Raw genomic sequence first — 25453 nt, 5'->3', positions numbered from 1 at the left:
TGCGACAGAGAATGGGGGTAATCTCGGTCGGACCGATTAAGTTACCGCTTAGTAATGTTCTGGGTTCGGTAATGACCCCTCGCAGGCCCGAGGAGCCCTGAAATGCAACTCGCCGCGATCATCGTGTCGCTGGTTCTGATCGTGGTCGGTGTGGCGCTGTTCGCCCGTGCCGTCCTGCAGATCTACACCCTCATGCGACTCGGCCAGGACGTGCCCGCGGGCACTCGCACCGATGAGCCCCTCCAGCGGACCGTCACCGTGGCCAAGGAGTTCCTCGGCCACACCCGGATGAACCGCTGGGGCGTCGTCGGGGTCGCGCACTGGTTCGTGGCGGTGGGTTTCTTCTCGCTGCTGCTGACGATCGTCAACGCCATCGGCCAGCTCTTCCAGGCCGACTGGCTGCTGCCGGTCATCGGCGAATGGGCGCCGTACAACGTCTTCGTCGAGTTCATCGGCACCATGACGGTCCTCGGCATCCTCGCCCTGATCGTGATCCGCCAGCTCAGCAAGCCGAACAAGCCGGGCCGCAAGTCCCGCTTCGCCGGCTCCAACTTCGGCCAGGCGTACTTCGTCGAGGCCGTCATCCTCATCGTCGGCGTCTGCATCTTCATGCTGCACGCGCTCGAGGGCGCCCAGCACCACGTGGACGCCTACGAGGCCTCCTTCTTCATCTCGTACCCGGTGGTCTCGGGCCTGGAGCACCTGGACGTCTCCACGCTCCAGAACCTCACCTATCTCTTCGCCGGCGTGAAGATCGCGACCTCCTTCATCTGGATGATCACGGTGGCCCTGAAGACCGACATGGGCGTCGCCTGGCACCGCTTCCTGGCCTTCCCGAACATCTGGTTCAAGCGCAACGCAACCGGTGAGACCTCGCTCGGCGCCCTGCTCCCGATGACGAGCGGCGGCAAGCCGATCGACTTCACCGACCCGGGCGACGACGACGTCTTCGGCGTGTCACAGGTCGAGCAGTTCTCCTGGAAGGGCCTGCTGGACTTCTCCACCTGCACCGAGTGCGGCCGCTGCCAGTCGCAGTGCCCCGCCTGGAACACCGGCAAGCCGCTCTCCCCCAAGCTCCTGATCATGTCCCTCCGGGACCACGCCCACGCCAAGGCGCCCTACCTGCTCGCGGGCGGCGGCAAGTCCATGGAGGGCGAGGAGAAGGCCACGGAGGAGCAGCTGGCCGGCGTCCCCGCCGCGGCCCTCGCCGAGGCCGAGCGCCCCCTGATCGGCACTCTCGAAGAAAACGGCGTCATCGACCCGGACGTCCTGTGGTCCTGCACCACCTGCGGCGCCTGCGTCGAGCAGTGCCCGGTGGACATCGAGCACGTAGACCACATCGTCGACATGCGCCGCTACCAGGTGATGATCGAGTCAGCGTTCCCGTCGGAAGCCGGGACGATGCTCAAGAACCTGGAGAAGAAGGGCAACCCCTGGGGGCTGGCCAAGAAGCAGCGCCTGGAGTGGCTCAAGGAGGTCGAGTTCGAGGTCCCGGTCGTCGGCCAGGACATCGAGGACCTCACCGAGGTCGAGTACCTGTACTGGGTCGGCTGCGCCGGCGCCCTGGAGGACCGCGCCAAGAAGACCACGAAGGCCTTCGCGGAACTCCTCCACATCGCGGGCGTCAAGTTCGCCATCATGGGCGGCGACGAGAAGTGCACCGGCGACTCGGCGCGGAGGCTCGGCAACGAGCCCCTGTTCCAGGAGCTCGGCATGGAGAACGTCATGGCACTGAACATGGCGTTCGGCGAGGAACTGGACGACGACGGCAAGGTGGTGCCGGAGTCCGCGAAACCGAAGTCTTCGAAGAAGATCGTCGCGACCTGCCCGCACTGCCTCAACACCATCGGCAACGAGTACCCGCAGCTCGGCGGCGACTACGAGGTCATCCACCACACGCAGTTGCTCCAACACCTGGTGGACGAGGGCAAGTTGGTCCCGGTGACCCCGGTCGAGGGCATCATCACCTACCACGACCCGTGCTACCTGGGCCGCCACAACAAGATCTACACGCCCCCGCGCGAGATCATCGCCAGCGTCCCCGGCCTCCGCAACGAGGAGATGCACCGCCACAAGGAACGCGGCTTCTGCTGCGGCGCGGGCGGCGCCCGTATGTGGATGGAAGAGCGCATCGGCAAGCGCATCAACAACGAGCGCGTGGACGAAGCCCTCTCCCTGAACCCGGACATCGTGTCCACGGCCTGCCCCTTCTGCCTGGTCATGCTCACGGACTCGGTCAACGGCAAGAAGAACGACGGCAAGGCGAAGGAGTCGATCCAGGTGGTCGACGTGGCACAGCTGCTCCTGGACTCGGTCAGGACGCCGGCCGACGACGAGCCCCCGGCGGGCACCGCGGAACCGGAGAACGCCCCGGAACCCCAGCCGGTCAAGTAACAACCGGCCGGTCCGCCACGACGACGCCCCGCACCCTCACCGGAGGGCGCGGGGCGTCGTCGTCCCGTCAGTCGTCCCCGATGGTCCCCACGGACGTGAAGACGTACACGAGGGGGGCGAGGATGAAGCCGCCCCCGGCGAACAACTCCTCCGGCAGGCTCGCCTCGTCCCCCAGGAGGAACGGGCGCCAGCCCAGGAACACGGCCACGATCAGGGCGGTACGCACCGTCTGGACCCCAGGGGACCAGGCCAGCCGCTGAAGGGCCACGGGCCCGGCCGCGAAGGTGAACACGGCGGCCAGTACGCACCCGACGACCATGACGAGCACGAAGGCGACCAGGGCGTCCCTGCCGTCCGCCCCGCCCGAGAAGGCACTCCAGCGACCCCCGGCGAGCGCGCTCAGATCCTTGCGCTCATGCACGTAACCGCCCAGCTCAGGCGCCGACGGAGCCCACAACACCTCGACCTCGGCACCGCCACGGGGCTTGTCGTACGTATAGGCCCCCTTCACGACGAGCCGCTCGGGACCGCCGGGCACGGCGACCACCAGCCGTGCCGAATACCCCCGTACGACGTCCTCGCTCAGGTCCTCCCGCACCCCGCCCGGCCGCTCCACGACGGTCGCGGTACTCACCCGGGCACCGGCGTCCCGCAGGGCGTCAACCCGGTCGTCACCACTGCCGGCGCCCAGCAGCCCGACGAACAGCGCGCCGGAGGCGAGGCCCACGAGAAGCCACACGGCGCAGGTACGGACCCGGATCCAGCCCCGGGACTCCCAACTCCCCCCGCCATTCGACTTGTTGAGGGAAACGCCACCTCCGGACCCTTCAATCCGCCGCAGCCCCCACAACGCCCCCGCCCGGACCACCGCGCACCCCGCGGCAACGGCTCCCCACGCCAACACCCCGTTCCACGGCCGCGGTACGGCCCCCACCCCGAGCAGCCACACGCAGGCCACCGCCACGGCGACCCACCCCGCCGGCCCGCACAGCCGCACGGTCCACACCAGCACAGCGCGCACAAACCCCACCCCCCAGCTCCCCCATGGTGTAGCGCGCTACACCATGCATTCGGGAGAACGGTCCCTCGTGACGGCGAGCGCGCGACGGAATCGTAGAGGACAGAGATCAAGCCCCGACGATCCCTGCCCTCCTCCCCTCTTCCCCCGAAGGAAATCCCGTGAAATCGCTGCTCGCCACCGTGAAGTCGTTCATCGCCAGCCTGCTGCTGTGGTCGCTCTTCATCGGCGGCCTCGCCGCGAGCACGGCCTCCGGCGCCGTACTCGACGGCACGGCGAAGACCGCGGCCACCTTCGCCGGTATCGCTGTCTCGATGCTGACGGGCTCGCGTATCGCGAAGAAGCCCAAGATCAAGGCGTTTCTGTCGAAAACATCGACCCTGTGGTTCCTGTTCCTGTTCAACGGCGGTGTGGCCGTGGCCAGTTACTTCGCCATGGACGGCGCCAAGGGCATCGCGACCGCGGCCGGAATGGGCCTGGTCTCCCTGGGCGCGGCAGGCGGCCTGATCTCCAACCTCCGCAAGGGCCCGGCCAAGACGTCACCCCGAACCCCGGTGGACGAGCCCTGGGCCTGACGCCTCGATCCACACACCGACCCCGCCGCCGAAAGGCCTCCCATGACCGCGCATCACCCACGTGCACGCCGTACGGCCACCATGGCCACGTTCATGGCCGCCACCGCGCTCACAGCCGGACTCCTCACCGCCTGCGACCCCATAGACACCTCCAACTCCCTGAACTGCCAGGGGAACTGGAACACGATCACCGACAGCCTCAAGGCAATCCACGAGGCCGGCTCGGACGCGGCAAAGGACCCGACCCGCACCGACGAATCCATCACGACGATCGACAAGAACCTCGACAAGATCAACACGAACTCGGACGACAGCAAGGTCAACAAGGCTGTCGACGACCTGGACAAGGCGATCTCCGACTACAACAAGGCGATCCTGAACGGCGATACGAACCCGGATTCCAGCAAGATCGACGCGGCAGCGGACAGACTCAAGGACGTCTGTACGTCATGACGACAGTGGCCCAACGCCCACGTCACGACACACGCAAGCACCACCCCACCCCTGACACCAACCTCAGAGATTTACCGAGTTCACGCACAACCCTTACGCCCCACCACAGGTCTCCTGATCGCCAACCGCCCGTGAAGCCAGGGACAACTCCCGGCAAACACGGACGGTACGCACCCCATCAACGCGGATGCCCGCCACGCATCCCCCGCATGCCGCAGGAGAACCCCGCATGCACCAGAAGCACCACTTGCGACTCGCCCTCGCGACGGCCGCCGCGGCCACGCTGACGGGCGGTCTGCTCACTCTCTCGGCGACAACAGCGACCGCCGCCGACTCGTTCAAGGTCGCGAAGGCCGACTTCAACGGCGACGGAATCGGCGACGTCCTGGCCTCGGCGCCCGGCGCCTACGTCAGCGGCCACGCCAACGCCGGCCAGATCGTCGCCCTGTACGGCACCGCCACCGGCGTATCGTCCGCGAAGCGCTCGACGCTCAGCCAGAACTCCGGCAACATCCCCGGCACCGCCGAGGCCGGCGACATGTTCGGCGGGGAGACGGCGTACGCCGACTTCAACGGCGACGGATACGACGACCTCGCCGTCTCCTCGCCGTCCGAGAAGGTCGGCACCGACACCGACGGCGGCGCCCTCGCGATCCTCTGGGGCTCGGCGAGCGGCCTCACCGGCAAGAGCAGCGACGTACCGGACCCGGCCGTCTCCGGGCACGACAACTGGGGCCAGACGCTGGCCGCCGGCGACTTCGACGGCGACGGCAAGGCCGACCTGGCCGTGGGCAGTTCGGCCAGCACCATCTACGTCTACAAGGGCGGCTTCAGCAGCTCCACCGGCGCCCCCGGCGGCCGCTACACCATCAAGCCCCCGATCGCGGCGGGCACGACCGGCTTCCCGTACGGCCCGATGAAGCTCACCGCCGGTGACGTGAACGGCGACGGCCGCACCGACCTCGTGGTCGACGGCTTCGAGACGCAGACGTCCAACGGCTGGAACACCAACTACTTCGTGCCCGGCACCGCGAGCGGTCTGAGCGTCGCGTCCGCGCAGGCCCTCAAGCCCGGCATCGTCACCGGCATCGGCGACATCAACGGCGACGGTTACGGCGACATCGTCACCGGCGCCGGCTGGGACGCCACGACGAGCGACGGTACGACCGTCCCGGACTCGGCGAACGGCGGCAAGGTGAACATCACCTACGGCTCCGCGTCCGGCCCCGCCGCCACCACCGGCATCACCCAGAACTCCGGGAACATACCCGGCAGTTCGGAGAAGGGCGACGCCTTCGGCTGGGACCTGGACCTGGGTGACGTCAACGGCGACGGCTACCAGGACGTCGTGGTCTCCGCCCCGAACGAGGACCTCGGCGCCGCCACCAACGCCGGCATGGTCACGGTCATCTACGGCTCCGCGTCCGGCGCCGACACCACCACCGGTGTCCAGTCCTTCGCCCAGAGCACGGCCGGCGTCCCCGGCGCCGACGAGAAGAACGACCTCTTCGGCGCCGACGTCAAGCTCGACGACGTCAACGGCGACGGCAAGGCCGACCTGCTCGTCGGGTCGTACGAGAACGAGGGAAACGGCGCGGTGACCTACCTCCCCTCCAACGGCACGAAGATCACCGCCACCGGCTCCCGCACGATTTCCCCGAGCACCTCGGGCGTCTCGACCTCGGGCACGCCGCAGTTCGGCGCGCTGTTCGCCGACTGACACCCCCTTCTCCGCACGGGCCCGTGACCGCCGGTCACGGGCCCACACCCTTCCCCTCCCCGGAGTCAACTCCCTTGCGCAAGCGCACTCTCCTGCTCGCCGCGACCCTCACCACCGGCCTGCTCACCGCCCTCCCGGTCACCACCGCCTCCGCCACGCCCTCCGGCCTGGTCGGCGACTTCAACGGCGACGGGTACCGGGACTTCGCCGCCCCGGCCCCCAATGCCACGGTCGGCGGCCAGGAGGAGGCGGGCGCGGTCGGCATCGCGTACGGCTCGTCGAGCGGCATCGGCCGCAGGACCTCCGTCAGCCAGAACACCTCGGGCGTCCCCGGCGGCGCCGAGATCTACGACTACTTCGGCGACGCGGCGGCCGTCGGCGACCTCAACAACGACGGCTACAGCGACCTGGCGATCGGCACGCCGTACGAGCAGGTCGGCAGTGACGTGGCCGGCGGCACCGTCGTCATCGTCTGGGGTTCGTCGACGGGTCTGAAGGGCGCGACGACCGTGTCGGACCCGGCGCCGACCAAGCACGACCGCTGGGGTCAGGCCCTGGCCGTGGGCGACTTCACCGGCGACGGCAAGGCCGACCTCGCGGTCGGCACGACCGGCACCACCCAATGGATCATCAAGGGCGGCTTCACCAAGGCCGGTTCGACCGGCGCGAAGCTCACCTACACCACCTCCTGGACCGGCAGCGCGGGCGTACTCCGCCTCACGGCAGGCAAGGTCAACAAGGACACGAAGGCCGACCTGATCCTCGGCGGCCACACCAAGATCGCCTCGGAAACCGTGCTGGACCACAACTACCTCTACTTCGGCACGACTTCGGCCCCGTCGAAGAAGACGGAACTCCCCTACGGCCGGCAACTGACCGTGGGCGACGTGAACAAGGACGGCTACGGTGACATCGTCACCGGCGAGACGGAAACCGCGACCGGCGGCGACCTGGAGGCCCCGGGCGCGGCGGTCATCTCGTACGGCACGTCATCGGGAGTAGGCACCAAGGCGAGCCTGACCGGCTCCGGCCGCCCGTCCCTCGGCGACATCAGCGGCGACGGTTACCCCGACCTGGCCCTCGGCTACCCCGAGGAGTCCAGCATCACCACCGTCAACGGCGCGGTCCTCGTCCACTTCGGCAGCGCCACCGGCCTCACGGCTCCCGTGACCCTCACCCAGGACACGCCCGGTGTCCCCGGCGCCGCCGAGTACAACGACTTCTTCGGTACGTCGGTCCTGCTCACCGACATGACGGGCGACGGCAGGGCGGACCTCGTCGTCGGAGCGGACGGCGAGAACTCCGGCGACGGTCTGATCACCTTCCTCAAGGGCGCCACCACCGGCATCACCACATCCGGCGCCACGTCCTACGGCCCGAGCGGCTTCTCCCTCTCCACCGCGGGCTCCCCGACCCTGGGCACGACACTGGTCGGCTGACGACTCCTGAGAATCCCCTTAGGGGTCCCTTAGGAGGCCCTTAGGGGATGTCACAGCTCGGCAGCAAAGGCCCGCACGAAACGCCGGCCCGACACGTGACTCTCCGGAACCAGGTACGTTCGAAGACGTGGCTGGATTCAGGATCGGACGCGGCGGCCGGGACGGCCGGGCCCCGCAAGCGCGCCCTCAACAACCTCCGTACGGGCAGCAGGCACCCCCGGCGCCGCAGGGACAGCCGTACGGCTACCCCACGGCACCACCACAGCCGTACCCGCAGCAGCAACCGCAGTACGGAGGCGGTGGCGGCGACCGGCAGTGGTCCCAGGGGAACGGCGGCAACGGCGCCCACGGCGACGAGCCGGAGTACTTCGGCGACGGCGGCGGGTACGCCCAGGGCCACCCGGGCACCCCGGACCCGTACGCGGCGAACAACCCGGGCCACACCCAGGCCTTCTCCGTGGGCGAGGACCCGTACACCCAGGGCGGCACCTACCGCGCGGGCTCGACCCAGGCCCCCACGGGCCCGGTCGGCCCCCGCCTGCACTGGAAGGACCTGCTGAGAGGCATCGTCCTCGCCCCCCAGCAGACCTTCCTCCAGATGCGGGACTACGCGATGTGGGCCCCCGCCCTGATCGTGACGTTCCTCTACGGCCTGCTCGCCGTCTTCGGCTTCGACGGCGCCCGCGAGGACGCGATAAACGCCACACTGGCGAACGCGGTCCCGATCGTCCTGATCACGGCCGTCGCGATGGTCGTCTCCTCCTTCGTCCTGAGCGTGGTCACCCACACCCTGGCCCGCCAACTCGGCGGCGACGGCGCCTGGCAGCCCACGGTCGGCCTCTCCATGCTGATCATGTCCATCACAGACGCCCCCCGCCTGGTCTTCGCCATGTTCTTCGGCGGCAACGCGACCTTCGTCCAGGCCCTCGGCTGGGCCACCTGGGTAGCGGCCGGAGCCCTCCTGACAATGATGGTCAGCCGCTCCCACGACCTCCCCTGGCCGAAGGCCCTCGGCGCCTCGTCGATCCAACTGATCGCCCTGCTGTCGATCGTGAAGCTGGGCACGTTCTAACGGCTTTTCCACTACGACGACGAGGAGCTCCCGGCACGAACCGGAAGCCCCTCGCCGTCACAGCATCGGCTCCGCTCAGGCGTCGAGAACCTGACCGGCGCGAGTTACGACCGGGGGTTCGACGGACCACGGAAAGTTGATCCACTCGTCGGTCCGCTTCCACACGTACTCGCACTTCACCAGCGACTGCGACTTCTCGTAGACGACCGCGCTGCGCACCTCCGCGACGGCGTCGAGGCAGAAGTCGCGGACCAGTTTGAGTGTCTTGCCGGTGTCGGCGACGTCGTCGGTGATCAGGACCTTCTTGTCGGAGAAGTCGATGGCGTTGGGGACGGGCGCGAGCATGACGGGCATTTCGAGGGTGGTGCCGACGCCTGTGTAGAACTCGACGTTCACAAGGCTGATGTTCTTGCAGTCGAGGGCGTAGGCGAGACCGCCGGCGACGAACACCCCGCCCCGGGCGATGCTGAGGATGACATCGGGCTCGTAACCGTCGTCGGCGATGGTCTGGGCGAGTTCGCGCACGGCGACGCCGAACGCCTCGTAGGTCAGGTTCTCCCGTACGTCTGCGCCGCCCCTGCTCACACCTGCGTCCGGTGGAAGTTGAGGAAGGAGCGGGAGGCGGTGGGGCCGCGCTGGCCCTGGTAGCGGGAGCCGTAGCGCTCGCTGCCGTAGGGGAACTCGGCCGGTGAGCTGAGGCGGAACATGCACAGCTGGCCGATCTTCATGCCGGGCCAGAGCTTGATGGGGAGGGTCGCGAGGTTGGAGAGTTCCAGCGTCACGTGCCCGGAGAAGCCGGGGTCGATGAACCCGGCGGTGGAGTGCGTGACGAGCCCGAGCCGGCCGAGGGAACTCTTCCCTTCGAGCCTTGAGGCGAGATCGTCGGGCAGGGAGACGACCTCGTACGTCGAGGCGAGCACGAACTCACCGGGGTGAAGGATGAACGGCTCGTCGCCCTCGGGCTCCACCAGCCGCGTCAGGTCCGCCTGTTCGACGGACGGGTCGATGTGGGGGTAGCGGTGGTTCTCGAACACCCGGAAGTAGCGGTCGAGGCGCACGTCGACACTGGACGGCTGCACCATGGATTCGTCGTAGGGATCGATCCGGACCCGCCCGGCGTCGATCTCGGCCCGGATGTCCTTGTCTGAGAGAAGCACGCCCCGAGGATACGCAAGACGCGCGGACCGACCACAATCGGACGGACCCGCGCGCCTGCTGCTGCCTGACTACTGCGTTACCGCTACTGCTTCTCCAAGGTCACCGGCACCGCGCTGCGGAGCCGGGCACACCGTGGACACCGGACCAGCCGACCGGGGCCGAGCCGCTCGGCCTGCTGCATCGGGAACGAAGCGGTGCTGAACACGTGCCCATCGGCACAACGGACGACGGTGCGCTCCATCAAGTCCATGAGTCCCTTCCCCAAGAGCCGCGTCCGGCTGCTGACCGCCGGACGACAAATGCCACATTACGGGATGAAAGGAACGGCTCTCCAGGCGGCACTCCGGTCCCACCCAGACCCTCTTCCACGCCTCCACCGTACGCCCCAACTCCGGCCCCCCGCAGCCCCATCACCCTCCTCCCGGCGCACACGAGCCCCACGGCTTCAGCACCGGGGACCCGACATGCGCTACAGTGACAGAGCGTTCCGACACCGGTTCAACCGGCGTCTCGCGCGGGTGTAGTTTAGTGGTAGAACATCAGCTTCCCAAGCTGAGAGTGCGAGTTCGATTCTCGTCACCCGCTCCAGAATTTGCCCCCAGGTCAGCGACTTGGGGGTTGTTTGTTGTCTAGACCAATTCGGGGGTGGCGTGCCCTCCGCGTGCCCTAAGTCGAGACAAAGGGGCACCACAGGGGTGCTCACGGGCCACTTCGAGCAACTTGACCTTCAAGCGTCCCAAATAGCGAGACGCATTTCATGTGACCTGCGCCACGACTGCGCGACCTGTCTGCGAAGTCGCTTACGCAAAGCAGCAGTTCACGGCAGCTACGTGCAGACCGCGACGCGCAACGCGCGGCCCGGCGTCAGGGCGGTCGTTCTCAGCCCACCGCGTGAGCCTCGCCGCCCGTCCGGGAGCCGCGTTGTCAGTGGTGCTCATTAGGCTTCTTGTGTCACCGACGACAGGAGGCCGCGCATGGCCGGATTCGAGATCAACAAGCAGGCCATCGAAAAGATGCAGCGAGAGATCGCGAAGGAATTCGAGCGCGCGGCCCGCAAGCATCCCATCCGCGTTCCGGTCCAGGTGGATGCGCCAGAGATCCCGTCTGCATCACCTGTGAACGCAGGCATCGAGAAGGACCCGTATCTCTCGCGGCTGCTCGTGTGGCTTGACGATCTGGCCGCCCTCCAGCCGGGAGTGACCGCTGACGTCTCGTCCTATGTCGACTCGGAAGGACTTCCCTCAGCCGAGGCCAAGACCATGGCGTTGCAGCTGGAGCAGCACGGGCTTGTCCAGATTTCCCGGGATCTCTCCGGTACGGACTCCCAGGTCTTCCTCACCGACGAGGGGATGCTGGTGGCTCAGCAGTTGAGGACGTTGCAGACCGACTCGGTCGCACGATTCGTCCACGCATGCGACGCCCTGCTGTACTGGCTGTTCCAGACCGGTCGCGGTCGAGAACTCGTAGAGGTCATGGCGTTCGTGGAGGCGCCGGGCTCGTACGTCGCGGGCGATTCTCTGTCCGTGGACGAGATCCTCGGCGCGCTTGAGCACCTAACCCGGCGGGGGCTTGTCCGCCGGGCAAACGAGGACCCAAGCACCACGAGTTCGATCAAAGCCAAAGTCACCGACTCAGGCACTGACTGCGTACTGTCCGGAGGAACCGTGAGCGACTACCTGAGCCGCCAGCAGCGCACAGGCGACACCTACAACATCAACAACTCCTCCGGCGTCGTCGCCGGGTCCCAGCAGAGCGTGGTTCAGAACAACAACTTCGGTGTCGACGCCTCCGCGCTCGCCGAATTCGCGACCCTGGTACGGCAGTTGGCCCCGACGCTCGGAGCCCCGCTGGATCAGCAGGAAGCCTTGATCCAGGACGTCGAAGTGCTGGAGGAGACCACCTCTGCCGAGCAGCCGGAGCCCGGGCGGATCAGGGCTGCGTACCTGCGCGTACAGGAGACTCTGGGCGCGATCACGACCACGACAGCCGGCCTCACGCTGTTGGTACAGCAGGGGCAGGCGGCGTACCAAGCAGTGTTCGGCGGCTAACGAGCAGCGAAGGGGCTCCCGCGATCAATCGGCTCGTAGCCCCGGCCTGCTACGCGTGCACCACATCTGGCAGTGCTTGCCGCAGCGCACTGCCCACGGCGGGACCAGCCTCTGATACCTGACGCAATTCAACACTCTTCAGGTAGCGATAGCTCTGCGGAGGGTGGAAGGTCCCCGCCGCACGCAGCGCGCTGAGTGTCACCGGCTCATCGAAGGACACGGGGTCCTCCAAGGTGAGACCGCTCGCTTGGATCGCGCCGTCCATGTAGGCGTCGTACTCGCGTCGAGTGATCCCCGTCTGTGAGCGATGCGCCGACCAGACCTCCTTGGGAGAAGCCACGTGCACCGAGGCGATACGCGCCATACCCACCAGGGCCATGGTGGGTGCGGTCGCATAGAGCAGGACTGGCGTTCCGGGAGGCGCGGCGACGCGTTGGCGGCGGACCTCCACCGTCTTGCTGCCAGCCAGAATCGCGGTGGCGAAGCGCGGGTGGACGGACAGCAGCATCGCGCGTTCCGGATCGTTCACGTCTTTCGGTACCCCTCTTTGTAGACCGCCTGGAACAGCTCGTTGCTGATCTTCGACAGCGAGATCAGCGAGTTCGATGACCAAGGTAGTCCCAGCTCCCTGGCCAGCGAGGTCAATCGCCTCAGCGTCACCGACCTGGGGAAGATCTCGGTGTCCGAGAACCTCAGGGCCATGGCGTGACCTGAGGCATCAGCGGCTTCCTGAACCTCAGCCCGACCATATACGCCCAGGTGTTCGAATTTCGAGAAGAGAGTATCGGGTGTGTCGATGAGCACCTCGTCCAGCCGCGAACTGCCCACGACCATCTGGCTTTCCACACCGGCGGGACCCTCACTGACGTACCAGAGGAGGCGAGCGGGAACGCTCTCCCCTCGATGCCCCGACGAGCGGTAGTAGACGTGCTCCCTACTGATGCCCAGAACTTGACTACGCGGCAGGAGCATCGCCGGGACGTTGAACAGCTCGGTGGACCAACGCGGTTTGATCGGGACCAGGAAGGACATCAGCCCGGAGTCGATGACCTTCGCCGGCCACCAGGCGCGTTCCACCACGGCGGCCACCACGGCGGGCATCCCCTCATGCAGTGCGGCTGCCTCAACGGTCAGCTCACGAGCGAGCCCACCGGCCACGGCCTCCACCTCGGCCGCCGTGCCGCACACGTTCACCAGGAGGGCTACGAGCCTGCCGTCGTGTTCGAAGAAACCGTCGTCACCAGCAGCAGCCTTGGCAACCACGGAGGGGTGCGGATCGGTGATCCGTATGATCTCCGCGCCACAGTCCCGCCCAAGACTCTTGAGCAGGAAGAGGAGTTGCCTGGCCAGGGTCTCTTCAAGTGCATGATCTGCGGTGCGGAGCACGGGGACGATCAGTGTTCGCCCGTCCAGCGCCCATACGTAGAGTGCTACCGGGCGGCCTTCGCCATCCCGTAGGAGTTGACGGCGCCATACAACCGTGCCCGCGTTCAGGGACCGCAAGCGCTCGGCGAAGGCCGAACCGTCGTCTCCACCGGACTGATCGAAGAACGCGACCAGTTCGTCCTCCGCACCCAAGGACACCTCGGTGGACCGGAAATCCGTACCCATCAGATCGGCCGGTCGGTACACCTGAGCCTGCCGAAGCTCGTCCACGTGCAGCGTCACGGTGGCAGGCGATACAACGCGGACCCTGGCGACCTCCCAGGCCACATCGGCCAGGCGGAACAGGAGTGGGTTCCGGGTGGCCAGCACTTGAAGGCCGGCGCACGATGTCTCAGCCACATACTGCGCACAACGACGTAGTGCACTGTTGTCACCCAGGTCCGGGAGCAACTCTGCGGCCGCACTGAGCAGTTGATCCGTTCGTTCAGCCACGGCTGCAGCATCGGGAGTGAGCTGGCGCAGTCCGGGCAGCGCCGCCCTCTGGTGCTGACGGTCGGCGGTGTCAGGGATGTCTCGGATCTGATGGACCAGTTGGGGCGTGTAGGCAAGTTCGACGAGATCCGTCATCCAGCCCGCTTCCAGCGCGCGGGACTCCTCTGCGTTGGTTGTTTCGGCGAGCCCGCGCAGATCGGCGAACACTCCGTGGTCGACCGTCACCACCAGCAGGGCATCGCTCTCCACCTCCGCGAAGAGGTCGGGATGCCCTAGGTCCAGCCACCATCCGTCGAGGATCTCTCCGTCCCGGCCGCGTCCTCGTACCTCACCGTGCGGAACGAACCCCAGGCTCGTCCACATGTCGCTGAGGTCGTAGTCCCGTCGGCATTTGGCCTTGATTCCTAGCCGTTGGGGATACCTCTTCTTGATCTCCTCCACCAGCTGCCGCGCGACGCCCCTGCCACGCTGCTCCTCCGCCACGCAGAGGTGCGCCAGGCGTATGTGCGCGCTCCTCTTCGGGAGCCCGAACAGCGCATAGCCGATTACCTCTTCCGCTTCAACGGCGACCAAAAGTCCACCGTCCTCAGCCGCTTTACGGTACGCAGGCGGCGTCAGGAGCCCCAACGTCTTGGTGTAGCGATCGCCCAGCGCGATGGCCTTGTCGATCAGCTCGTTCCGCGCAGGCGCAACCGGCAGTAACTTGATCGCCACTACTCCCCCTCCAGAAGGGCCGACCGCGGCCAGCCTCAACTCCCCTGTCAGTACATACAGGGAAAGCTGATCTCAACGGAAGCCGTCCCTCAAGGGGGCACGAGGGGCGCACGGTGCTGCGGGGCCCTCCCAACGCGACTGCTCGGGCACGGAACCCGGCCGGACGCCTGACCGAACCTGTCACCCAAACCTCCATCAGACCCGAACGTAATCCGTTGATTTCTGCTGGTCAGAGATGGTTTTACTCGGAGTGAGGGAGGCATGCTGACGTCTTGTATCCGCTTCATGGCCGAAGGGTGCGCGGCGACGCCGGTGCTGGGAGTGCTGGAGGAACGGGAGGCGGCTGCGCCGGTACGGGTGGAGGGTCTGCGGGAGGAAGCCGCGCGGTTGGCTGAGGTGTTGGAGGCCGGGGAGATCGCGGTGGAGCTGGGCCTTGGGACGACGCCGGCGAAGGCCGCGGTGCGTTCCAGGGCCAGGCGCCTGGCAGGACGCGGGTGGCTCCTTCTGGAGGCATCGGGGATGTTCAGTGCCGGCTGACGGCCCGTGGTCGTTCGCATCTCCCAGCTACCGAGAGGCCCTGTCTCCATGCCCCGTACAACGGGAAGATCTCCCCGGCGGGAAACCTGTTCGAACCGCACGTTCCATGATCGGTTGAGATACGGCTTCTCAGCTTGACTCTGTCGGGGATCTTGGGGTTTCCCGGTGCGGCAGCATGGTCAACGGGCAGGCTCGGGTAGTTCTGCCGACCGATGCAGTTGTCGAGGTGCCCGTTGTCCCTGCGCCCCCGTTCCGGTGAGCGAGTCCCGCCTCTGACCGCGCAGGTGGCGCGGGCAAGCAACCCGGGCGGCACGACGGCGATATGGGTGAGGGACCGCCTCAACGGGCTGTGGTGCGACGAGGACTTCGCGGACTGGTACCCCAGGGACGGACGTCCCGGGCTTTCGCCTGCTCAACTGGCCACCGTCTGTGTGCTGCAGTTCCTGCTCGGCCTGTCGGACCGGCAGGCCGCCGAGGCGGTCCGCTGCCGCATCGACTTCAAGTACGCGATGGCCATGGAACTGGACGATCCCGGGTTTCACCACAGTGTGCTGGCAGACTTCCGTGACCGTCTCGCTGAGGACGGCCGTCCTGACCGTCTCCTGGACCTCGCGCTGGCCCGGCTCAAGGAGGCCGGCCTGGTGCGCGAGCGCACCACACAGCGCACCGACTCCACCCACGTCCTGGCCGCGGTACGTGACCTGACCCGCCTGGAGCTGATCACCGAAGCGGTCCGCGCCGCACTCGAAGAAGTCGCCGGCACGTTCCCGCACCTGCTCGACGAGCTGGTCGATGAGGACTGGGGGCGCCGCTACGGCCGGCCGGTCCGCCTGGGCAAGAACCCCACCAAGCCCATGACCAGGATTCTTGCCACCGGAAACGACGCCGCCCGGCTCCTGGAACACCTCCACCGTCGCGGAGCGGACCGCATGCCCGCTCCCCGTGTCCAGGCCCTGCGCCAGATCATGGTGCAGAACTACCACCGTGATGCCGCAGGGCACCTGCGCTGGCGCACCGCCGAGAAGGAAGGCGGACCCGGACTGCCGCCCTCGTCGAGGGCGATCGTCTCTCCCTACGACCCCTCGGCCCGCTACGCACGGCACGGACACATCATCAGCTGGAAGGGGTTCTCGGCGCATCTGACCGAGACCTGCGCTCCCGACGGCCCCAACGTGATCACGGACGTGGCCACCACCGCGGCCACCACCCACGACAGCCAGGTCCTGCCCGGCATCCACACCCGCCTCGCCCGCCGCGAGCTGCTGCCCGCCGAGCACCTGGTCGACGCCGGCTACACCTCCCTGCCCCACTTGGAACAAGCCGCTCGTGAACACCAGGTCACCGTCTCCGGGCCGCTGAAGAGCAACCCCACCCGCCAGCACCGCCAAAACGAGGGCTTCGCCCGGGACGACTTCCATATCGACTTCGATCGTCAGCAGGTCACCTGCCCGCAGGGGCAGGTCAGCGCGGGCTGGCACGGCCCCTACCCGACCTCCTCGCCCACCGCGGCCCCACTGATCGTGGCACGGTTCACCAAAAGCCAATGCCGTCCCTGCCCAGCTCGCGCCCAGTGCACCAGCACCGCCGACAACGCCCGCACCGTGGGCTTCCCTCCACGAGAACTCCGCGACCTGCAGCTCCGCGTCCGCGCCGAGCAACAGACGCCTGACTGGAAGGCCCGCTATGCGGTCCGCTCCGGGGTGGAGGGCACCATCAACGAGTTCGCCCACGGACACGGCATGCGACGCTGTCGCTACCGGGGACAGGGAAAGGCCCACGTCCAGCACGTCCTGACGGCCATCGCCGTCAACATCGAGCGCCTCAGCGCACTGACACCGGCCGAGGAAGCCCCCACGCCCCGCCGGCCGACTGCCTTCCAGAACTACCTCGACCAACGCGAGATCCCTCGTCTCAAGTCCTGGCGCACCCTGGGTAGTTGACCTCGGCGTCTACAAGATCCCCGACAGAGTCAAGCTCAGGAGCGGGACGACTTCGCAACGGAAAAGGCGTGCAGGCTCGCCTGAGGCAGGCAGCCGTACACGCCGCCCCTTACGGGATGCCCGCCATTGATCTTGGGGTGTGCTGGTCTGGGGGTTCGGTGTCATGCGGCGTCGGGTGCCCTGGCCCCTCCTGGTCCCGGGCCGGCAAGGCGTGGCTGGGGCGGCCGACTGACGGGCACCTGGGTGAGCCGTGACCGCTGGGGATCGATATGAAGGCGGGCGATGTTGATGAAGTGGAGCCGCGCGGTTTCCATTCGGTCGCGCGCCTCGCCCCAGGACTGCTCTTCGAGTGCGACTTGCCGGATGAACTGATCGCTGCACTCCCAGAACACTTCGTCGACCCGGGCTGCGGCGTCGACGACTGCGGGACTGCCGACCAGCCAGACCGTTCCCAAGGCCACGTTCCAAGGCACCCAGTCCACGGGATCACCGTGTTTCCAGGCACGACGCAGAGCGAGTTGGATTCGGGTGGACTCGGCAACGATCGCCGAGCAGGCGGCGATCTGCTTGTCACGTGCCCAATGAGTGCGTTCGCTGCGGCTTGTGAGCAATGAGCCCGCCACCACACCGATCAAGGCAGTGGCCACCCCGCCCAGAGTGGTGATGGTTGTTGCCCAGTCCAGTGACATCCAGCTTCCCCCCACAACGGCTGGTGTATTGGGCGACTCTGCCCGCCAGCCGCGTACTGATATGCACTCGAGTCTTTGCAAGAGCGGCATTTCGGCCATCGTGTTGGAGCGGGCGATGACGGACTACGCGAAGGCGGCTGCACCAGCAAGGAGTACCTCGCCAGCACGGGGTGGTTGCGCAAGCGGGCGGCTGAAGTCCCGACCCTTTGCAGGGTGCAAGGTGCAGGAAGTCAGGACGGAACCCGGCCGGAATTTTGTCGGTCCGGGTTCCGTACGGCCCTCGTGTTCTCAGGCTTCTGCGGCAGGCTTTCCCTCTGCGGCTGCCTCGCGCAGTTGTTGCCGCACTTCGGCGTTGATGCCCTGGGCCAGCTTCTGCTGGTGCTTCGCCGTCGAGTGCTGGTAGATCAACTGAGCCCGCTCCGAGGACTGGCCGGCGCGGACCATGAGGTCCTTCAACTTGGCGCCGGTGTCCGCGGCAAGGGTGTTGCCGGTGTGCCGTAGGTCGTAGAAGCGAAAGTTCTCCGGCATGCCGACCTTGGTACGCGCCTTGCGCCACTTCCGGCCGAAGGTGGAGCGGCGGAACGGAGCACCCTTTTCACCGATGAAGAGCAGGCCGTCCACCTCCTTCTCGGCGAACCACTGCAGGTGCCGCCGCAGCTCCGGCAGCATGAAGTCCGGCAGGTAGACGGTGCGTTTGCCCGCCCGGGTCTTGGGGTCGCCGGTAACGCGCCGGCCGTTGGTGAGCTCCGGGGAAGCCCGGGTGACGCGCAGGGAGCATTCGTCGAGATCGACACTGCGTCGGCGCAGTTCGGCCAACTCCTCCGGGCGGAGGGAGGCGAAGGCGCCGAGCAGGACCATCAGGCGCCAGCGTGGGCCCATGGCGTCGGCGAGGTCGAAGACCTGCTCGATGGTCGCGGTGGGGCGTTCATCGGCCTCCTCCTTGCCGGCGCCCTTGATGCGGCACGGGTTGCTGCGCAGGAGGTCGTCGTCGACCGCCGTCTGCAGGATGGCCTTCAGCAGGCGGTACGACTTGGCGACCGTCGTGGCGCCGGTCGCCTTCAGGCGCTCGGCACGCCAGGTGCGGACGGACGGCGGGGTGATCTCGTCCAGGTCCTTCCTGCCGAAGGTCGGCAGGATGTGCAGGCGCAGCAGCCCGTCGTAGCGGTCGAGCGTGGTTGGAGCCAGACCGCGCTCCTCCTTCCAACGGAGCGCGTACTTCTCGAAGTTGACCGCGCCCACGTCCGGGTCACGCCACACGTCCCGCTCGATGTCGGCGCGGGTGAGGTTGAGCCAGTCCTGGGCGTCGGACTTGGTCTCGAAGGTCTCCGGGGCGGTATACCGCTGCCCGTCGGGGCCGATGTAGCGGGCCTGCCATCGACCGGAGGGAAGTTTGCGGGTCGTGCCGAACTCGCGCCGCCGCCGCTGCGGCTTGCGTCCCGCCATCAGGCCGCCTTCCCATAGCGGACACGGGTACGGCGGGTCGGCTCGACCATGCGCGCCTCGACGTACTCGGCGACCGCGCTCTCAGGGATGCGGACCGGGCGGCCGAGCTTCACGTAGCGGATGCGGCGCTCGGCGATCAGGCGGCGAACGAACCGCTCGCCCGTGCCGAGCATTTCGCCGGCCTCGGCGACGGTCAGGAGGCGGTCAGCCATTCACGATCACCTCCGTCGCGGAGGCGCGCTGGGGGCAGACGGGAGCCGGGGGTATTGCGGGCAGGCGCAAGGGCGGTGGGTCCTCACTCGGGTGCGGGATGGGGCGAACTGCGGCGCGGCGAAGGCGGTTCAGACTGCGGGGCGGCCGGGCAGGAGCGCGGGTGCCGGGACGTGGAGGGCCTCGGCGATCGCGATGAGGTCGTCGACGTCACATCGGCGCTGGGCGCGCTCGATGCGGGACAACATGGTGTTCGACATCGGGTGGCCGAGGGCTGTCACGCGGTCGGCCAACTGCCTTTGCGACAGGCCGCGTTCGGCGCGGAGGATTTCGATGGCACGGGCCGCCTGCATTCCTGCCGGCCCGATTTCCAATGAGCGTGGGGGCATGGCTCCAATTGAAAGGCTCAATCGCCGGTTTTGGTAACCGGCGATCGTCGGCTATGTTGCGCTCGCGTCGTACGCCGGGGAGAGGTTTCCGGGGGTCGGGATGGGGGCACGGACGGATGCGTCGATCGATGCTGTGACGTGCGGTGTTGTGTTGTAGCTTCCCCGTCGGCGGCGCGTCAACGGCTTGCCGATGTGATGCTTCTGGCTTCGCCTGACGGTCCGTTATTTCGGCAGCGGCCGATTCGCGTTTATAATTTTGGGGATGCCTAGCTCGCAGTAAGCGTTCGCCGTCAGCTGTCTGAATTTCTCGGCGGAATGCTGGACTTGAGCGGCATGGATGTGGCTGTCTTGGCTATACGACGCCACCAGCCCTCCCCCGCGCCGTCGGCCGGGGTGGTGGGCCAACCCCCTCCCTGTGCACCGCCCGACAAGGGCCGACTGCACCTCCATGCACTGACCCCCAGGAGCCGCCACCCGATGAGCTATGACGCCCGCGAATGGGTGTGGGATCACAGCCACAGCAAGGGCACCGCCCGCATGGTCCTCGCTCTGATCGCCGACCGGTGCGGCGACCGGCACTGCGTCGCGTACGCGTCCGTGCCCACCCTCATGAAGCGCGCCAACGCCTCCCGCACAGCCGTGCGCGATGCGCTCGCCAAGTTGATCGCCGATGGCGAGCTGGTGCAGCTCCCTGGCCGCAAGGGACCCAGAGGAGAGACGTACTACCGCCTCCCAATCGCCGCCCGGTTCCTCGCCGATGCGCCTCGGGAGGGGGACCGGAATCCGGCACCCCAACAGGGTCGGAATCCGACCCTCGGGGGGTCAGAATCCGACCCTGCCGAGCCCTTCAAGGGGGGATCGGAATCCGGCCCCGGGGAACAGAACCCGACCCCCAGGGGGTACGGATTCCGACCCGAGGGGGGTGCAGATTCCGACCCCCAGAACAGAAGAGAACCGAAAGTGAACGGTAAGAGCAGCAGCAGCTCTGCCCCACTCATCTCCGCCACCGAGTGGCAGATCGACGACAGCGCCCACGCCTGGCTCCAGCACGACGGGCATCTCGACCGGCTCGGCGAGCACGGCCTGCATACCGCCGACGCGAAGTGGCGCACCTACCGGAGCTCGTGGGCGCCCCGCACCGCCGACGCGTGGGCCGCCGACTGGCGCGCGTGGATCGCCCGGGAACGCACCCCCGCCCCCGGTCGCCCGAACCTCTACGCCCTGCCCGGTGGCCCACCCGCCCCCACCTCGACCACCGGCATGACGCGCACCGAGGCGCACATGGCCGCCCTGCTCGCCGCCGTCGACGAACCGACCGGAACGGAGTAACCCGCCTTTGGACCAACGTGAAGTCGCCGCCGTCCTCGCCTACATCGGCCGCCTCGATCCCCGCACCATCCGCACCGGCACGGCCGAAGTCCGTGACCAGGTCGCCCAGTGGCAGGAACTGCTCGACGACGTGCCCTTCGCCACCGATCACGGCTGGGACGTCCGCGAGGCGATACGGGCCCACGTCCTGGACTCCCCGTACCCGATCCTCCCGGTGGACGTCGCCCGCAAGTGGCGCGCCTACCGTCGCGACCGCCTGGACCGGCACACCGATCCCACCCCGGCCGCCGATCCGGACGACCCCGCCGCCTGGCGCACCGAACTCCTCGGCACACGGCACGCCGTCGCCACCGGCATGGCCGCGCCCTCCCCGCACCGACAGCTCACCGGGAGCCCGCACCGGGACATCGATGCCCGCCTCGCCGCCGTCGGATCGTCCATCCCGCCGGCCGTCCGCGCGGCACTCGCCCCCTACCGGCCCGCGCGTGCCGCCCGCGAGGCTGCCGTCGCCACCGGACAGCCCGACGCTCTCAGCGTCCCGTGCCGGTGGTGCCACGCCGACAAGGGCGAGCCCTGCCGCAGCCAGCGCCTCGGGCTCGACGGCCACGCCCGGGGCAACGCACCCCGCACGAGGCCGCACCCCACCCGCGTGGACCTCGCCGCGGCAGAGCTGGCCCGGCAGGACGCCGCGTGACCGGCGGCTGCCGTATCGGCGCCGACGCCTGACCAACGGCCTCTCCACCGCACCCGAATCCCACCTTCACCACCCGCCGGCAGCACCAATGCCATGCCCGGACGGCTTCCTCGGAGACCTCACCTCATGCCCGCCTGCGCCCACCCTGGAGATATCTGACTTGACCTCCCCCACCCCGATAGCTCCGGTCGCCATCCCCAGCGCCGACAGCCATCGCTCTCCCTTCGCCCGTCTCCGAGCTCTCTACCGCCGCCCCGCCGACGCACGAGCTGAGAGTCATCGCCGGAACCGCGGGGCACGCTTCACCCTCGTCGTCGGCCTGATGGCTGTGGTCCTCATGGCCTTCCGAGTCTCGTGGAACGCCTTGTCCGACGTCGCCCGCGCCATCGGCGCCGACCCCACCGCCGCCCTGTTCTACCCGATCGTGGTCGACGGGCTGATGGCCCTCGCGCTGATCGCCACGCTCGTGCTGCCCGATGCCGACCGGAAGTTCGCCCTGCGGGTCCTGGCGACCTACACGATCGCCAGCCTCCTGCTGAACTACGTGCACGGCCTGACCCCGGCCCTGCACACCACGCCGACCCAGTGGGGCCGACTGACCGACTGGGACCCGGCAAACTGGGCCCTCGTACTCCTGGCGACCTCGCTACCGGTCGGGTCGATCTACTTCGGATCGGACCTCGTGGCGAAGGTACTGCACCACCACCCCGAGTCGGCCGACTCTGCCGAAGCGGTTGGTCGGCAGGCCGATGAGCAGCCCGCACGGTCGAGCTCCGACCAGGCCCAATCGGCCCCCGAGCCACCGACCGGGTCGGCCCCCGCAAAGGCCGGCAAGATGCCCGTGACAAAGCTGGCCGAGGCCGACCAGGCGGCCCGCTCTACCCGACCGCAACGGTCGACCACCACGGTCGAGTCGACCGGAGCCGCCCCACGCCGTTCGACCGGTCGGGTCCCCTCCACCACAAAGTCGGCCCCCGACCGCACGCGCACCGACGCCGAAGTCCTCGACGAGGCCCGACTCCTGACCGCGAGCTGGAGCGACGACCGGCTGACCGCACAACGCCTGCGCAACGAACTCAGGATCAGCCAAAACCGCGCCCGCACCCTGCGCGACCAGCTGCAGACCGAGCGCACCGACCGGCCAGATCCCGCCGCCCACGACGGCTCCGAGACCGAGCCTCTCGACGGACGCGACGAAGCCGCCTCCGAGCGCCAGAGTCAACGCGGCACAGCCGCCGTCGGCACCACCTGAGCCCAGCAAACACACCGACCGCCCCGCCCTTCCAGCTCACCCTGTGCCCCAGGCAGACAAGCCAAGGGCACAGGGATTGCGCACAGCGAAGCACCCGGCGACAGCACCCACGGAGAACCGACCCATGCACGACCCGAACTACGAACTCCCCACAGCCGAAGGGGAGATGACCGCTGGCCTGAACAGCGCAGCAAGTTGTACCGGAAGCGATGCTTCCGGAGTTCCCTCCCCGGGGGTGGCGGGAACAGCCCGGCGCCAGGGGGCACCGGGCAGTCAGGCTGCGACCGAGGGCGGACCGCAGCAGGGAGGAAGGGGGCAGGCCGAGTCCGTGTCGACCAGACGTCAGCGTGCCCGTCTGCCGAAGTCACGCAAGCGACTGAAGCAGCCCAGCTGCCGTATGAACGACACCGAGTTCAAGCGATTCGCCGACGCCGCCGCCCACTGTCAGATGTCCAACGCCGCCTTCCTCGCCTACGCCGCCGACAAGGCCGCCCGCGACCTGAACCGCACCGCCGCCGAGATCGCGACGGAACGGGAAGTCATCAACGAGCTGTTCGCCGCCCGCCGGCACCTCGGCCGCATCCACGGCCTGTTCAACCAGGTCGCCAAGGCCCTCAACTCCGGCACCGACGCACCCCACCTGGACGCAGCGGCCGAGGCCGTCGGCAACGCCGCCCGCCGCATGGAGCACGCCGCCGATGCCCTGCTCGCCCACCGCGACGGCGGTACGCCTGCGTGATCCCCAGCATCCACGACCGCGGCAGCGAGACGATCGGCCTGATCAGCTACCTCTACGGCCCCGGCACCAAAGAGGAGCACATCGACCCGCACCTGGTGGCCGCCTTCGACCCGCTCACCCCCGACCCCGGCCGTGACCCGAAGGCCACCTACGAACAGCTCCAGCACCTGCTCGACCAGCCCGTCACCGCACTGCCCGTCGGCAAGCGACCCGAGAAGCACGTATGGCACCTGTCCGTACGGGCCGCCCCCGAGGACCCGGTCCTGTCCGACGAGGACTGGGCAGCCATCGCCCGCCGCATGGTCGCCACCACCGGCATCGCCCCCGACGGCGACGAAACCGCCTGCCGCTGGGCGGCCGTCCGGCACGCCGACGACCACATCCACATCATCGCCACCCTCGTACGCGACGACGGCCGCCGGCCCCGCCTGCACAACGAGGCCCGCCGCGCCCAGACCGAGTGCCGCCGTATCGAAGTCGATTACGGCCTGCGCCGCGTCCCAGCCGGGGACGGGACCGCCGCCAAGCGGCCGACCAGCGCCGAACGACACAAGGCCGAACGCGAGGGCCGGGACCGCACCGCCCGCGAGGAGCTGCGCGAGACCGTGCGCCGCGCGGTGGCCGGCGCGAACAGTGAGGAGGAGTTCCTCGACCGTCTCAAGAGTGCCGGGCTCCTCGTACGTACCAAGGTGTTGCCCTCCGGCGACTTGCAGGGATACAAGGTCGCCCTGCCCGACGACCGCAACGGGGACAAAGAGCCCGTCTACTACGCCGGTTCCACCCTCGCCCCCGACCTCTCCCTGCCCCGCATCCGCAAACGGTTCACCACGCCCACCGACACGGCCGCGCAGCCCACGGCCCTGGACCCGAGCGGCGCCTCGGCACCAGCCCGCGCCCGCTACGTCGCCGTCCAGGCCGCCGACTCCGCCCTCACCTCGATCACATCCGAGGACGACAACACAGCGGCAGCCCAGCTGATCGGGGTCGGCGAGGTCCTCGACGCCCTCGCCCAGACCTCACCCCCCTCCAGCCGCGCCGAACTGCAAGCAGCCGCACGGCATTTCGAGCGCGCCAGCCGCTCCCACATCGGCGCCAAGAACGAGGAGATGTACGCCCTGCGCCGTGCAGCCGGCCAGATCGTCCACTCCGGCACGGCCCTCGGCCGCGGCCCGGACGGCACCGCAACCGCCCTGATCCTCGACGTCATGATCTTGGCCGTCGTCGCCGCCGCCCGCTGGCACGCCGCCCGTGGCCACGCCCAGCAGGCCAAGGCCGCACAGCTCGCCGCCCGTCACCTGCGTACCGCGTACCAGGCCACCGCTGCCGGCCCACTGGCCACACTGCGCGCCCACGGCGAACGCCTGCCCGCCCCGAACCGACGACGCCACGCCGCCATGGTCCGCGCCGCCCTCCCCCACCTGGCCGACCGCCTCCAGGCCGAGCCCGGTTGGGACGGACTGACAGCTGTTCTCGACCAGGCCGAACATGACGGCCACGACACGGCTGTCCTGCTGGCCAAGGCCGCCGCCCAACGCGAACTCGACAGCGCCGACTCGGCCAGCGACGTCTTGGTTTGGAGGCTGCACCACCTCGGTTACATCACCACGCCGCCTGGCCGTTCGAAGCCGACTCCTGCTGCAGTCCCCGCCGTCGCGACCGCGCCCCGGCAAGAAGTGATGCGATCGCGCCGACTCTGACTGTCCCAGGCCAGCCCATATCCGCGAACGCGCTGGTCAGCGAGCGCAAGCCGCGCCGTCTGCCC

General features: G+C 68.3%; 23 protein-coding genes and 1 tRNA gene. 15 read left to right on the top strand and 9 right to left on the bottom strand.

Annotation, left to right across the window (positions count from 1 at the left end):
- The first annotated feature begins 102 nt into the window (after nt 1–102).
- Nucleotides 103–2394 carry a (Fe-S)-binding protein gene (locus tag OH768_RS28120; protein WP_406458125.1) on the top strand — a complete coding sequence of 764 codons (2292 nt, stop codon included), beginning with the start codon at nt 103–105 and terminating at the stop codon, nt 2392–2394.
- 67 nt (nt 2395–2461) lie between these two features.
- Here the strand turns inward: OH768_RS28120 and OH768_RS28115 are convergent, their stop codons facing one another.
- Nucleotides 2462–3415 carry a hypothetical protein gene (locus OH768_RS28115; protein ID WP_406458123.1) on the bottom strand — a complete coding sequence of 318 codons (954 nt, stop codon included), beginning with the start codon at nt 3413–3415 and terminating at the stop codon, nt 2462–2464.
- Between the two features lie 158 nt (nt 3416–3573).
- On the opposite strand from OH768_RS28115, the gene OH768_RS28110 reads away from it, so the two are divergent.
- The 5 genes from OH768_RS28110 to OH768_RS28090 all read left to right on the top strand — a co-directional run bounded on the left by OH768_RS28110 (nt 3574) and on the right by OH768_RS28090 (nt 8671).
- A complete protein-coding gene (locus OH768_RS28110; RefSeq protein ID WP_406458121.1) occupies nt 3574–3987 on the top strand; it encodes a hypothetical protein in 414 nt (137 codons plus the stop codon).
- Between the two features lie 42 nt (nt 3988–4029).
- Nucleotides 4030–4440 (top strand): hypothetical protein, encoded by a 411-nt coding sequence (locus OH768_RS28105; RefSeq protein WP_406458119.1) that lies wholly within the window; start codon nt 4030–4032, stop codon nt 4438–4440.
- 229 nt (nt 4441–4669) lie between these two features.
- A complete protein-coding gene (locus OH768_RS28100; RefSeq protein WP_406458117.1) occupies nt 4670–6160 on the top strand; it encodes an FG-GAP and VCBS repeat-containing protein in 1491 nt (496 codons plus the stop codon).
- Between the two features lie 74 nt (nt 6161–6234).
- The gene (locus OH768_RS28095) at nt 6235–7599 is read left to right on the top strand and encodes an FG-GAP and VCBS repeat-containing protein (protein WP_406458115.1); all 1365 of its coding nucleotides are present in this window, start codon (nt 6235–6237) and stop codon (nt 7597–7599) included.
- Between the two features lie 127 nt (nt 7600–7726).
- Nucleotides 7727–8671 (top strand): Yip1 family protein, encoded by a 945-nt coding sequence (locus tag OH768_RS28090; protein WP_406458113.1) that lies wholly within the window; start codon nt 7727–7729, stop codon nt 8669–8671.
- Nucleotides 8672–8746: 75 nt separating this feature from the next.
- On the opposite strand, the gene OH768_RS28085 is transcribed toward OH768_RS28090, so the two are convergent.
- Nucleotides 8747–9256 (bottom strand): phosphoribosyltransferase, encoded by a 510-nt coding sequence (locus OH768_RS28085; RefSeq protein ID WP_406458111.1) that lies wholly within the window; start codon nt 9254–9256, stop codon nt 8747–8749.
- Entirely contained in the window at nt 9253–9828 is a 576-nt protein-coding gene (gene dcd, locus OH768_RS28080) for a dCTP deaminase (protein WP_266770151.1), read from the bottom strand. The genes OH768_RS28085 and dcd overlap by 4 nt, the downstream gene beginning before the upstream one ends.
- A 515-nt stretch (nt 9829–10343) precedes the next feature.
- Between dcd and OH768_RS28075 the strand changes: the two genes are divergently transcribed.
- Nucleotides 10344–10417 (top strand) — tRNA-Gly (locus OH768_RS28075).
- Between the two features lie 386 nt (nt 10418–10803).
- A complete protein-coding gene (locus tag OH768_RS28070) occupies nt 10804–11877 on the top strand; it encodes a hypothetical protein (protein ID WP_266839081.1) in 1074 nt (357 codons plus the stop codon).
- A 49-nt stretch (nt 11878–11926) separates the two neighbouring features.
- Here OH768_RS28070 and OH768_RS28065 read toward each other — a convergent pair whose 3' ends face one another.
- Both OH768_RS28065 and OH768_RS28060 read right to left on the bottom strand, forming a co-directional pair.
- Nucleotides 11927–12406 (bottom strand): ASCH domain-containing protein, encoded by a 480-nt coding sequence (locus tag OH768_RS28065; protein WP_266839083.1) that lies wholly within the window; start codon nt 12404–12406, stop codon nt 11927–11929.
- Complete coding sequence (locus tag OH768_RS28060) at nt 12403–14469, bottom strand: GNAT family N-acetyltransferase (RefSeq protein ID WP_406458108.1); 2067 nt, start codon at nt 14467–14469, stop codon at nt 12403–12405. Before OH768_RS28060 ends, OH768_RS28065 begins: the two co-directional genes overlap by 4 nt.
- Nucleotides 14470–14730: 261 nt before the next feature.
- On the opposite strand from OH768_RS28060, the gene OH768_RS28055 reads away from it, so the two are divergent.
- A complete protein-coding gene (locus tag OH768_RS28055; protein ID WP_266839087.1) occupies nt 14731–15006 on the top strand; it encodes a hypothetical protein in 276 nt (91 codons plus the stop codon).
- A 326-nt stretch (nt 15007–15332) separates the two neighbouring features.
- Complete coding sequence (locus OH768_RS28050) at nt 15333–16946, top strand: IS1182 family transposase (RefSeq protein WP_406448763.1); 1614 nt, start codon at nt 15333–15335, stop codon at nt 16944–16946.
- A 161-nt stretch (nt 16947–17107) separates the two neighbouring features.
- On the opposite strand, the gene OH768_RS28045 is transcribed toward OH768_RS28050, so the two are convergent.
- The 4 genes from OH768_RS28045 to OH768_RS28030 form a co-directional block, all read right to left on the bottom strand.
- A complete protein-coding gene (locus OH768_RS28045) occupies nt 17108–17635 on the bottom strand; it encodes a hypothetical protein (protein ID WP_266839089.1) in 528 nt (175 codons plus the stop codon).
- A gap of 288 nt (nt 17636–17923) precedes the next feature.
- A complete protein-coding gene (locus tag OH768_RS28040; protein WP_406458106.1) occupies nt 17924–19078 on the bottom strand; it encodes a tyrosine-type recombinase/integrase in 1155 nt (384 codons plus the stop codon).
- A complete protein-coding gene (locus OH768_RS28035; RefSeq protein ID WP_266839093.1) occupies nt 19078–19290 on the bottom strand; it encodes a helix-turn-helix domain-containing protein in 213 nt (70 codons plus the stop codon). The genes OH768_RS28040 and OH768_RS28035 overlap by 1 nt, the downstream gene beginning before the upstream one ends.
- Nucleotides 19291–19419: 129 nt before the next feature.
- Nucleotides 19420–19677, bottom strand: coding sequence for a helix-turn-helix domain-containing protein (locus OH768_RS28030; protein WP_060904833.1), 258 nt, complete (start codon nt 19675–19677; stop codon nt 19420–19422).
- A 477-nt stretch (nt 19678–20154) separates the two neighbouring features.
- Here OH768_RS28030 and OH768_RS28025 point away from each other — a divergent pair, with 477 nt between their 5' ends.
- The 5 genes from OH768_RS28025 to OH768_RS28005 all read left to right on the top strand — a co-directional run bounded on the left by OH768_RS28025 (nt 20155) and on the right by OH768_RS28005 (nt 25388).
- Entirely contained in the window at nt 20155–21006 is an 852-nt protein-coding gene (locus OH768_RS28025) for a helix-turn-helix domain-containing protein (RefSeq protein WP_406458103.1), read from the top strand.
- A gap of 7 nt (nt 21007–21013) precedes the next feature.
- Complete coding sequence (locus OH768_RS28020; RefSeq protein ID WP_406458101.1) at nt 21014–21700, top strand: hypothetical protein; 687 nt, start codon at nt 21014–21016, stop codon at nt 21698–21700.
- A 322-nt stretch (nt 21701–22022) separates the two neighbouring features.
- Entirely contained in the window at nt 22023–22952 is a 930-nt protein-coding gene (locus tag OH768_RS28015) for a DUF2637 domain-containing protein (protein ID WP_406458099.1), read from the top strand.
- Between the two features lie 397 nt (nt 22953–23349).
- A complete protein-coding gene (locus OH768_RS28010) occupies nt 23350–23691 on the top strand; it encodes a plasmid mobilization relaxosome protein MobC (RefSeq protein WP_406458097.1) in 342 nt (113 codons plus the stop codon).
- Entirely contained in the window at nt 23688–25388 is a 1701-nt protein-coding gene (locus tag OH768_RS28005) for a relaxase/mobilization nuclease domain-containing protein (RefSeq protein ID WP_406458095.1), read from the top strand. The genes OH768_RS28010 and OH768_RS28005 overlap by 4 nt, the downstream gene beginning before the upstream one ends.
- The last annotated feature ends 65 nt before the right edge of the window (nt 25389–25453 follow it).

This window comes from Streptomyces sp. NBC_01622 (assembly GCF_045209635.1).
Taxonomy (GTDB): Bacteria; Actinomycetota; Actinomycetes; order Streptomycetales; family Streptomycetaceae; genus Streptomyces.
This window is presented reverse-complemented; position numbering and strand designations above follow the sequence as displayed.

Coding starts and splice junctions, on each gene's coding strand:
- OH768_RS28120 (WP_406458125.1), top strand. CDS start 103: ATGCAACTCGCCGCGATCATCGTGTCGCTGGTTCTGATCGTGGTCGGT.
- OH768_RS28105 (WP_406458119.1), top strand. CDS start 4,030: ATGACCGCGCATCACCCACGTGCACGCCGTACGGCCACCATGGCCACG.
- OH768_RS28100 (WP_406458117.1), top strand. CDS start 4,670: ATGCACCAGAAGCACCACTTGCGACTCGCCCTCGCGACGGCCGCCGCG.
- OH768_RS28070 (WP_266839081.1), top strand. CDS start 10,804: ATGGCCGGATTCGAGATCAACAAGCAGGCCATCGAAAAGATGCAGCGA.
- OH768_RS28055 (WP_266839087.1), top strand. CDS start 14,731: ATGCTGACGTCTTGTATCCGCTTCATGGCCGAAGGGTGCGCGGCGACG.
- OH768_RS28045 (WP_266839089.1), bottom strand. CDS start 17,635: ATGTCACTGGACTGGGCAACAACCATCACCACTCTGGGCGGGGTGGCC.
- OH768_RS28040 (WP_406458106.1), bottom strand. CDS start 19,078: ATGGCGGGACGCAAGCCGCAGCGGCGGCGGCGCGAGTTCGGCACGACC.
- OH768_RS28035 (WP_266839093.1), bottom strand. CDS start 19,290: ATGGCTGACCGCCTCCTGACCGTCGCCGAGGCCGGCGAAATGCTCGGC.
- OH768_RS28030 (WP_060904833.1), bottom strand. CDS start 19,677: ATGCCCCCACGCTCATTGGAAATCGGGCCGGCAGGAATGCAGGCGGCC.
- OH768_RS28025 (WP_406458103.1), top strand. CDS start 20,155: ATGAGCTATGACGCCCGCGAATGGGTGTGGGATCACAGCCACAGCAAG.
- OH768_RS28015 (WP_406458099.1), top strand. CDS start 22,023: ATGGCTGTGGTCCTCATGGCCTTCCGAGTCTCGTGGAACGCCTTGTCC.
- OH768_RS28010 (WP_406458097.1), top strand. CDS start 23,350: ATGAACGACACCGAGTTCAAGCGATTCGCCGACGCCGCCGCCCACTGT.